The sequence below is a fragment of the Synechococcus sp. R55.7 genome (assembly GCF_047461955.1).
Lineage (GTDB): Bacteria > Cyanobacteriota > Cyanobacteriia > Thermostichales > Thermostichaceae > Thermostichus.
Genome location: NZ_JANSIC010000047.1, coordinates 1,925 through 3,649 on the forward strand (window position 1 = coordinate 1,925; position 1,725 = coordinate 3,649).

Sequence of the window (1,725 nt, forward strand, 5' to 3'; positions counted from 1 at the left end):
GGGTAAACCGCTTGCAGGTCGAGGGGGCCCCACTGCCCTTTGTGGATTTGGATCAGCCAGTAGTAGTCGAAGTTTTCGTTAAGGCGGGCAATTTGATAGAGGGATCCCGTTAGCACCGTTACCACCAAAGGCAAGGCCAGGATGGGGGCAAGGGTGCGGTGGATGCGGCGGATCCTCTTTGGATTCAGGGCCATTGAGCTTTCTCCAGGGCAATGGGGCGATCCCTGCCATGCTATCAGGGCAGCTAGCCCCTATTCTCGCTCAAGAACGGCTCCTGGACAGCTCCTCCACGTGCTGCCGCGGGATGACCCGTCCTTCGTCCTCAAAGCCGGGGATCTCGTGGAAGTTGAGGTAGCGGTACAGCTCGCCGGCAAAGGGCTGGATCTTGGTGGAGACGATCTCTCGGTACTCCTCAGGGGTGGGGATCCGGCCCAAAAGGGCGCAGGCGGCGGCCAGCTCGGCGGATCCCAGATAAACCCGCGCGTCTTTGCCCATGCGGTTGTTGAAGTTGCGGGTGGAGGTGGACATGACGGTGGCCCCGTCTTCCACGCGGGCTTGGTTGCCCATACACAAGCTGCATCCCGGCATTTCCGTTCTGGCCCCGGCGGCAGCAAAGATGCCGTATACGCCTTCCGAGCGCAGTTGTGCCTCATCCATGCGGGTGGGCGGACAGATCCAGAATTGGCGCACCTTGGCCCGCCCTTGGCCTTCCAGGATTTTGGCGGCGGCGCGGTAGTGGCCGATGTTGGTCATGCAGGAGCCGATGAAAACTTCGTCAATCTTGATCGGCGTATCGGGGTTGCCGGCGGCGTGTTGGGCATGGACTTCGCTCAGGGTCATCACCTTGTCGGGATCGTTGGGGGCACAGACAATTGGCTCGGTGATGGTGCTGAGGTCAATTTCGATGACTTCGGCGTATTCGGCGTCGGCATCCGCCTCCAGGAGGGTGGGGTTGGCCAGCCATGCTTCCATTTTGGCGATGCGCCGCAGCAAGGTTCTCGCATCCTGATAGCCGCGGGCGATCATGTTCTTCAGCAGCACCACGTTGGAGCGCAGATATTCTGAGACCGTCTCGAGGCTCAGCTGGATGGTACAGCCGGCACAGTTGCGCTCTGCCGAGGCATCGGTAAACTCAAAAGCTTGCTCCACCTTCAGATGCGGCAGGCCCTCGATCTCCATGATGCGCCCGGCAAAGACGTTTTTCTTGCCTTTTTTCTCAACGGTGAGCAGCCCCCTCTGAATGGCCACGTAGGGGATGGCATGGACAATGTCCCGCAGGGTGATCCCCGGCTGCAATTCACCTGTAAAGCGCACCAGCACCGACTCCGGCATGTCCAAGGGCATCACCCCCATGGCGGCGGCAAAGGCCACCAGACCGGATCCCGCCGGGAAGGAGATCCCCAAGGGGAAGCGGGTGTGGGAGTCGCCCCCTGTGCCCACGGTGTCGGGCAGCAACATGCGATTCAGCCAGGAGTGGATGATGCCATCGCCGGGACGCAGGACAACGCCCCCGCGGGAAGCGAAAAAGTCGGGCAGCTCTTTGTGGATCTGGATGTCCACCGGCTTGGGATAGGCGGCGGTGTGGCAGAAGCTCTGCAGCACTAGGTCGGCGTTGAAGCCCAGACAGGCCAGCTCCTTCAGCTCATCGCGGGTCATGGGGCCGGTGGTGTCCTGGGATCCCACCGTGGTAATGAGGGGCTCACAACTGGTGCCCGGGCGCACGCC

1 protein-coding gene and 1 pseudogene are annotated in these 1,725 nt (G+C 61.7%); both read right to left on the reverse strand.

The genetic code is table 11. The features are described from left to right. Nucleotides 1–194 (reverse strand): annotated as a pseudogene (locus NW820_RS03930) (PepSY domain-containing protein); the annotation flags it as partial. Between the two features lie 67 nt (nucleotides 195–261). Beyond that, a partial coding sequence (locus NW820_RS03935; RefSeq protein WP_414406744.1) for a bifunctional aconitate hydratase 2/2-methylisocitrate dehydratase occupies nucleotides 262–1,725 on the reverse strand: 1,464 nt, incomplete at its 5' end.